Annotated in this window: 10 protein-coding genes; all 10 read left to right on the forward strand. The window is 61.6% G+C overall.

From position 1 onward, the window contains the following. The first annotated feature begins 99 nt into the window (after window positions 1–99). The 10 genes from KL786_RS29090 (at window position 100) to recX (ending at window position 7,029) form a co-directional block, all read left to right on the forward strand. Window positions 100–666, forward strand: a complete 567-nt coding sequence (locus tag KL786_RS29090) for a phage tail assembly protein (protein WP_154841809.1) — start codon at window positions 100–102, stop codon at window positions 664–666. 128 nt (window positions 667–794) lie between these two features. Then, on the forward strand, window positions 795–2,159 hold the full coding sequence (locus KL786_RS29805; protein ID WP_252193896.1) for a tail tape measure protein: 1,365 nt from the start codon (window positions 795–797) through the stop codon (window positions 2,157–2,159). Next, window positions 2,159–2,542, forward strand: coding sequence for a phage tail protein (locus KL786_RS29100; protein WP_090291886.1), 384 nt, complete (start codon window positions 2,159–2,161; stop codon window positions 2,540–2,542). Before KL786_RS29805 ends, KL786_RS29100 begins: the two co-directional genes overlap by 1 nt. Then, window positions 2,535–2,747, forward strand: coding sequence for a tail protein X (locus KL786_RS29105; protein ID WP_215519804.1), 213 nt, complete (start codon window positions 2,535–2,537; stop codon window positions 2,745–2,747). The genes KL786_RS29100 and KL786_RS29105 overlap by 8 nt, the downstream gene beginning before the upstream one ends. Window positions 2,748–2,756: 9 nt before the next feature. Further along, on the forward strand, window positions 2,757–3,767 hold the full coding sequence (locus KL786_RS29110; protein WP_215519805.1) for a contractile injection system protein, VgrG/Pvc8 family: 1,011 nt from the start codon (window positions 2,757–2,759) through the stop codon (window positions 3,765–3,767). A 19-nt stretch (window positions 3,768–3,786) separates the two neighbouring features. Next, window positions 3,787–4,335, forward strand: coding sequence for a glycoside hydrolase family 19 protein (locus KL786_RS29115; RefSeq protein WP_215519808.1), 549 nt, complete (start codon window positions 3,787–3,789; stop codon window positions 4,333–4,335). After that, entirely contained in the window at window positions 4,326–4,829 is a 504-nt protein-coding gene (locus KL786_RS29120; protein ID WP_215519806.1) for a lysis system i-spanin subunit Rz, read from the forward strand. Before KL786_RS29115 ends, KL786_RS29120 begins: the two co-directional genes overlap by 10 nt. A gap of 81 nt (window positions 4,830–4,910) precedes the next feature. Continuing rightward, window positions 4,911–5,411, forward strand: coding sequence for a CinA family protein (locus KL786_RS29125; protein ID WP_032858393.1), 501 nt, complete (start codon window positions 4,911–4,913; stop codon window positions 5,409–5,411). Window positions 5,412–5,494: 83 nt separating this feature from the next. Further along, window positions 5,495–6,553, forward strand: coding sequence for a recombinase RecA (gene recA, locus KL786_RS29130; RefSeq protein ID WP_029295312.1), 1,059 nt, complete (start codon window positions 5,495–5,497; stop codon window positions 6,551–6,553). 8 nt (window positions 6,554–6,561) lie between these two features. Then, window positions 6,562–7,029 (forward strand): recombination regulator RecX, encoded by a 468-nt coding sequence (gene recX, locus KL786_RS29135; RefSeq protein WP_215519807.1) that lies wholly within the window; start codon window positions 6,562–6,564, stop codon window positions 7,027–7,029. The last annotated feature ends 81 nt before the right edge of the window (window positions 7,030–7,110 follow it).

The raw sequence follows: 7,110 nt of genomic DNA on the forward strand, positions 1-7,110 counted from the left end.
TCATGCTGCTGAGGCTGCTAGCTGAAACTGTCCAACTTTTCGGGGGCAGTCCATTGACCGTACCCACGCGTTCTAAATTGTCATCAAGGAATTTCGCCCATGGCCTGGAAGCCACCCCTGCATAGCCTGCTGGCGCCGATCACCGCCGACAACGGTGCGACGATCGAGCAGATTCAACTCAACGCGCTGTTCTACGCCGCGCAAAAACAAGCGCTGGCCCGCGCCGGCGAGGACGAGGATGACCAGTTCTTCGAACTGGCCAAACTGGCCACCGGCCTCTCGGAAAAGGAACTCGACCAACTCAAGCGCCCGGACTACGTGAGCATTGCCCAGCACGTACACGACATGTCGACGCGCCCGGCCTCGTTCTTCCTGGGCGACTCCAGCGAGCCTGGCGAGCAGGTGCAACTGCTGCTGCCGCTGGAAGTGGCCGGCCGTGTGTTGACCAGCGTCACCCTGGAAATGCCCGCGCTGCGCGCCACCAAGGTGATGAAAAAACTCGCCACCAACAAAGAGCGCGCCGAGTTCATCACCTCGCACTGCACCGGCCTGATGATCCCTGACCTGGACGGCCTGACCGTGCCCGACTGGACGCAACTGCAGGAGCGCATCGACGATTTTTTAAACAAACCGGCGGACTTCTTTCGCAGCGCGACATCGAAGTAATCCTCGACGTCGTCCCGCTGGTTTACTCGGTAAATGAAGCGGAAATTCTCGAATGGAATGCCGCCAAAGCATTGCGCCGCTACGACATCGCGATCACTCGCCTTGGCGTCAAATAGGAGGAGAGCGAGATGCAAGACGCTCGATATACGCTCAAGCTCGCGGACGAAGACAAACGCTGGATGACCTTTCCCGGGCTCGCCGAAAGTGGCGCCTTGCAACTGCCGGGCCTGCTTGCCGAGCCGAATGAAAGTCTGATTGGCGCTCCCAATATGGGCGTGGCGACAGAGCCACCGTCTGAGCTGAGCCTGGCCCTGGCCAACGCCAGCCTGCATATCCACGCGTTGACCGAGGAACAGGTGCGCCTGCGCGAGAGCCTGGAAACCCTCAATGGCACCCTGTTTATCACGGGTGGACCGCTGGGCGGCACGGTCGTTGAAGCTATGACCAGTGCGCCGCAAGCTGCGCCCGAAGACAAGGCCTCGGCGACTGAGGCCTGGTTGAGCAAGAGTTCCAAATGGGTGGGTGAAAGCTTGCTTGATACGGTCAAGAGCCGGGTATCGGGCAAGGTAGTCGATGCAACGCTGGGCAAGTTGCCCTACGTCGGGAAATTGTTCCGGGACGATAGCAAGGACTGCTGCTGCCCAGGCGCCAGCGAGCCCTTGACCGGGCGGGCTCGTTACGGGCCCAAAGGGTCACGAAAAACGGTGAGGCAAAACGGCACTGGCCGCACCAGCCCACCGATGCCGAGAAAAACCTCAGGGACCGGCAGGAGCGCCACTGGGCCAATGGCAATCATGAGGAGCCTGGGCGAGCGCGCAGGCAAGATGTTTGACGGCCTGAAAACGGGGTTCCTGGCGCGGGTGACTTCGGTAAGCGCCAGCCTGCGAAGGGTTTCTACCCGTGGGTTGAGCGCAGGCAAGGCGGTGCTATTAAAGAGTGCATCAGCCCTCGGCCTACGCAAGGCGCCAGCCTCCCGCCTGGTCCCAACCCTGAGCCGGCTGGGGTCCATCGGCGTGCGCAGGTTGACGCCATTGCGCTTCGCCGATGCCGCCATCAACGTCGTCCGGGGCGTGCGCAGCGGCAACATGCGAGCCGCCGGCAGCGGCCTCGGTACCGCCGGTGCCGCATGGGCCGGCGCTTCTGCCGGAGCGGCCCTTGGCACCCTGGTATTCCCTGGCGTGGGCACTGCGGTGGGCGGCGTTATCGGTGGCCTGTTGGGCGGCGAGGGCGGTAGTTGGCTCGGTGAAAAATTGTTCGGCCCCAGTGACCGCCTGCCATCGCCCGATGCAGTGAGCAAAGAGCTCAACAGCGCCCGCTCGGACAACGTCCAGGTCACCCTGGCACCGAGCATCCAGATCACCGGCGTCAACCCCGCAGACGCTCAGCAGGTGGTCGACCGGGTTCTGCAATCCCTGCAAAACCAATGCATGCCGATGCTGACCGATTCACTGGCGGTTCGGCGCAACGCAGCACTGACCGATGGAGGTGATTAATGCGACAGCAGATGGTACTGGGCGACTTTATATTTGGCCTGTCCCGAGGGTTCGCCTACTCCACGCTCCAGCGCGGCAGTGATGGTGGCTGGGGCGACCTGGAGATTATCGCCAGCAAGCCCCAGTCGCGGCAGAACGGCCAGAAGCTGGAAAAGCTGACCTTTGCCGGCACCGCCACGGCGGCTGTTGGCATGCAGCGTCTCGACCAATTACGCGTCCTGCTGGATGCACGGACGCCGTTGCCGCTGGTCGATGGTATCGGCCGTAACTGGGGCCTGTGGCGCATCACCGCGCTGACGGAAAGCCAGGCCAATGTCATCGATGACGGCACCGCCATGGTGATCAAGTGGTCGCTGGTGCTGGAGGAGTTCGTCAATGCGTAGAGTCCGAAGTATTGCCGGTGATTCGGTCAACCTGCTGCTCTACCGCGAGTTGGGCCGTTGTGATGACGCGGCTGAAGAAACCCTCTGGCGCTTGAATCCCGGGCTTGCCGAGCATGGCCCGGTGTTGCCGGCGGGCATCTGGGTGATCGTGCCCGAAATGGACGCGCAACCCGGTCTTGCACGACCCGTTTCGGCCTGGGATTAAGGAGGCAGCATGGCAATGGGATTTACCCCGGTCGTGGAGATCTATGGCGCCAATGCGGCGTTGATCAACCCACGGCTGATGCAATGGAAGCACACCGACGCGGCGGGCATCGAATCCGACCGCCTGGAACTGACCATCAATATCGAGGGCCTGGAGGGCCTGCCGAGCCTGGGTGCCAAGATCGGCTTGCGCGTGGGGTATCGCGAGTCGGGGCTGGTGGAAAAAGGCGAGTTTGTGATTACCCAGCGCACCCCATACCTGTTTCCCATGCGCCTGGCGATCGTGGCCACGGCTGCGCCGTTCAGCGTATTGGACCAAAGCGGTTACCGCCAGCGCCGTTCCGCCAGCCATGGCCCCACGACCCTCGGTGCGCTGTTTCGCCAACTGGCCACGCGGCACGGGTTTTCACCCCGGATGGCGCCGGCACTGGATGGGATTGCGATTGACCATATCGATCAGTCGAATGAAACCGACATGGGCTTCATCACCCGCCTGGCCGGGCGCTACAACGCAGTGACCAAGCCGATCAACGAGTTGTATGTGCTGGCCGAAAGCGGTCAGGTCAAGTCGCTGTCGGGCCAGCAACTGCCGGATGTGCGGTTGTCGGTGACCCAAGACAACCGTCCTGGCGAGCAGGCGTTTATCAGCGCGCGGATTGATGAAAGCGCGCGGGCCAAATACCAGGGCTGCCGTGTCAATTGGTGGGATGGAGCGGCCTCTCGCCAGCGTGTGGTCGAGGTGGGGATCGCACCATTCAAGACCTTGCGCCAACGCTGCCAGAGCGAAACCGAAGCGCGCTCAGTGGCGCAGGGCGAGTTGCGCCGGGTGGGGCGCGAAGGGCTGACGATCGCCATCGACTGCCCTGGCAACCCGTTGCTGTCCGCCGAAGGGCTGTTGCTGCTGGATGAGACTTGGCCTGGGTATATGCAGGGGCGCTGGTCGATTGACAAGGTGACCCATGTAGGCGACACGACGACGGGCTATCGCAGTTCGATCATGGCCAGTGGATTGGCCTCTTAGACCGTGGAGATCAAGGATGATGACACTCACGCAACTGCAACAGATCCTGCCTAACGCCCGTGCCCAAGCGGGCGTTTTCATTTCGGCGCTCAACGCCGCCATGCTTCACCGGCACATCACCGCCCCCAAACGCATGGCCGCCTTTATTGCCCAGGTCGGTCACGAGTCCGGTGAGCTGCGCTACGTCCGGGAACTGGGCGGCGAGCAATACCTGAGCAAATACGACACCGGCACCCTGGCGGTACGCCTGGGCAACAGTCCCGAAGCCGACGGTGACGGTCAGAAATACCGCGGCCGTGGGCTGATCCAGATTACCGGGCGGCGCAATTACCTGGCCTGCAGCCGCGCGCTGTTTGGCGATGAACGCCTGCTGCATTTCCCCGAACTGCTGGAACAACCGCAATGGGCGGCCGAGTCCGCCGCCTGGTTCTGGCACAGCAATGGTTTGAATGAACTGGCTGATCAGGACCAATTCACCACCATCACTCGCCGTATCAATGGTGGCCTCAATGGGCTAGAGCATCGTCAGCAATTGTGGGCGCAGGCGAGGGCGGTGTTATGCAGTTGAGCTGGCGCATGCTGGCGGTTGTCTTGCTGATGACCGTCCCGGCGGCGGCCAGTTGGCAGGTCCAGGCCTGGCGCCTTGGCCTTGAGTTTGAACGCCAGGCGGCGCGGCATTCAGAGCAGCTCAACCAACAAAGCCAGGCAGCGCAGCGCCACTACCTGGCCGAACAAACCAGGCGCCAGGCATTGGAGCAACAGCTCGCCGCCAGCGATCAACAGCACACGCGGGAGTTGAGCGATGCACAACGTAACCAGGTTTATCTGCGCGACCGGCTGGCCACTGCTGATGTGCGCCTGTCAGTCCTTCTCGACGCCGCCGATCCCGCCGCCGGCCACTCAATGCCAGCCACCACCACCCGCAGCGTGGTTCATGGCGCCCCGCGAGGTCGACTTGACCCGGCGCATGCTCAACGAATTATCGGCATCACCGATGCCGGCGATAACGGATTGATCGCGCTGCGGGCCTGCCAGGCGTATGTGCGGGCCATCACCCGGTAACCTGTTGCAGCTGTCTGCCGTTTGCGTGGCCGATGGGCTCCTGTAGGGTAGGCAAACCCCCGCACTTTCCTGGAGACGACCGTGAAGGAAATTACCCAACTCGCCGCCGAACTTGGCCGACGTTTGCAGGTGCTCAATGCCCACGTCACCACCGCCGAATCCTGCACCGGTGGTGGTATTGCCGAAGCCATCACGCGTATTCCCGGGAGTTCGGCCTGGTTCGAGGCCGGTTATGTGACCTATTCCAATCGGCAGAAGACCCGCCAGCTCAATGTGCCGGAAGGGTTGTTCCCCAAGGTCGGGGCCGTAAGCCGTGAAGTGGTCGAGGCCATGGCCAGGGGCGCCCAGGAAAAAAGCCTGGCGCGGTTTGCCGTGGCGGTCAGCGGTGTGGCAGGCCCCGATGGCGGCTCGCCGGACAAACCGGTGGGCACCGTATGGCTGGCCTGGGGGGTCGGTGACGAGGTTACGGCCGAGTGCCAGCACTTCCCTGGCAACCGTGACGAGGTCCGCCGACAAACGGTAAAAGCCGCATTAGAGGGGCTGTTGCGACGAGCTGCAGCAGAAATAGAAAATCAGGGGTAGGCGATCCCCGATCTTTATGGAACAATACTGTCTACTTATACAGGTGTTGGCCGTCAGGCCTTATTGATTACGTGAGGACTTTAATGGACGACAACAAGAAGAAAGCCTTGGCTGCGGCCCTGGGTCAGATCGAACGTCAATTCGGCAAGGGTGCCGTAATGCGTATGGGCGATCACGACCGTCAGGCGATCCCGGCTATTTCCACTGGCTCTCTGGGTCTGGACATCGCGCTCGGCATTGGCGGCCTGCCAAAAGGCCGTATCGTTGAGATCTACGGTCCGGAGTCTTCTGGTAAAACCACCCTGACCCTGTCGGTGATTGCCCAGGCCCAGAAAATGGGCGCCACCTGCGCGTTCGTCGATGCCGAGCACGCCCTGGATCCTGAATACGCGGGCAAGCTGGGCGTCAATGTCGACGACCTGCTGGTTTCGCAGCCGGACACCGGCGAGCAAGCGCTGGAAATCACCGACATGCTGGTGCGTTCGAACGCCATCGACGTGATCGTGGTCGACTCCGTGGCGGCCCTGGTGCCGAAGGCCGAGATCGAAGGCGAAATGGGCGACATGCACGTCGGCCTGCAAGCTCGTCTGATGTCCCAGGCCCTGCGTAAGATCACCGGTAACATCAAGAACGCCAACTGCCTGGTGATCTTCATCAACCAGATCCGGATGAAAATCGGCGTGATGTTCGGCAGCCCGGAAACCACCACCGGTGGTAACGCGCTGAAGTTCTACGCTTCGGTTCGCCTGGACATCCGTCGTACTGGCGCGGTGAAGGAAGGTGACGAGGTTGTCGGTAGCGAAACCCGCGTCAAGGTTGTGAAGAACAAGGTAGCTCCGCCATTCCGTCAGGCCGAGTTCCAGATTCTCTACGGCAAGGGTATCTACCTGAACGGCGAGATGATCGACCTGGGCGTGCTGCACGGTTTTGTCGAGAAGTCCGGCGCCTGGTATGCCTACAACGGCAGCAAGATCGGTCAGGGCAAGGCCAACTCGGCCAAGTTCCTGCAGGACAACCCTGATATCGCGGCGACGCTTGAGAAGCAGATCCGCGACAAGCTGCTGACCCCGGCGCCAGACGTCAAGGCTGCAGCCAACCGCGAACCTGTTGATGACATGGCAGAAGCCGACGCTGATATCTGAGCCCAACGATGACCGTTGTACTCGATACGCTGGTTGCCGTACGGCGTACCGCAATGGACCTGCTCGCACGACGCGAGCATGGTCGTGTTGAGCTGACGCGTAAACTGCGTCAGCGTGGCGCCCCTCCCGAAATGATCGAAACAGCCCTCGACCGCTTGACGGAAGAGGGGCTACTTTCGGAAGCACGTTATCTAGAAAGCTTTGTTTCCTACCGGGCACGCTCGGGCTACGGGCCTGCGCGGATTCGCGAAGAGCTGAGCCAGCGAGGCTTGCAGCGTGCCGATATCGATCTGGCGCTGCGTGAGTGTGGCATCAGTTGGCAATCGCAACTGGAAGACACCTGGCGCCGTAAGTTTGCTGGCCATCTGCCAATTGATGCCCGTGAACGCGCCAAGCAAGGGCGCTTTTTGAGCTATCGCGGATTTTCGATGGAGATGATCAGCCGCTTGTTGAGCGGTCGAGATATGGACGACTGAAATGTGAGCGCCCCCTTGTAGGAGGCGGCTTGAACTGGTCCAGTAATTTCGGACATTCTTTTCGGTTCTCACGCTGCTAGC

It is taken from the genome of Pseudomonas sp. TAE6080, from assembly GCF_018732265.1.
GTDB lineage: Bacteria > Pseudomonadota > Gammaproteobacteria > Pseudomonadales > Pseudomonadaceae > Aquipseudomonas > Aquipseudomonas brenneri.

Excerpts from the sequence above, each read along its gene's own strand:
- recX (WP_215519807.1), top strand. The coding sequence starts at position 6,562 with ATGACCGTTGTACTCGATACGCTGGTTGCCGTACGGCGTACCGCAATG.
- KL786_RS29110 (WP_215519805.1), top strand. The coding sequence starts at position 2,757 with ATGGCAATGGGATTTACCCCGGTCGTGGAGATCTATGGCGCCAATGCG.
- KL786_RS29090 (WP_154841809.1), top strand. The coding sequence starts at position 100 with ATGGCCTGGAAGCCACCCCTGCATAGCCTGCTGGCGCCGATCACCGCC.
- KL786_RS29100 (WP_090291886.1), top strand. The coding sequence starts at position 2,159 with ATGCGACAGCAGATGGTACTGGGCGACTTTATATTTGGCCTGTCCCGA.
- KL786_RS29120 (WP_215519806.1), top strand. The coding sequence starts at position 4,326 with ATGCAGTTGAGCTGGCGCATGCTGGCGGTTGTCTTGCTGATGACCGTC.
- KL786_RS29105 (WP_215519804.1), top strand. The coding sequence starts at position 2,535 with ATGCGTAGAGTCCGAAGTATTGCCGGTGATTCGGTCAACCTGCTGCTC.
- recA (WP_029295312.1), top strand. The coding sequence starts at position 5,495 with ATGGACGACAACAAGAAGAAAGCCTTGGCTGCGGCCCTGGGTCAGATC.
- KL786_RS29805 (WP_252193896.1), top strand. The coding sequence starts at position 795 with ATGCAAGACGCTCGATATACGCTCAAGCTCGCGGACGAAGACAAACGC.
- KL786_RS29115 (WP_215519808.1), top strand. The coding sequence starts at position 3,787 with ATGACACTCACGCAACTGCAACAGATCCTGCCTAACGCCCGTGCCCAA.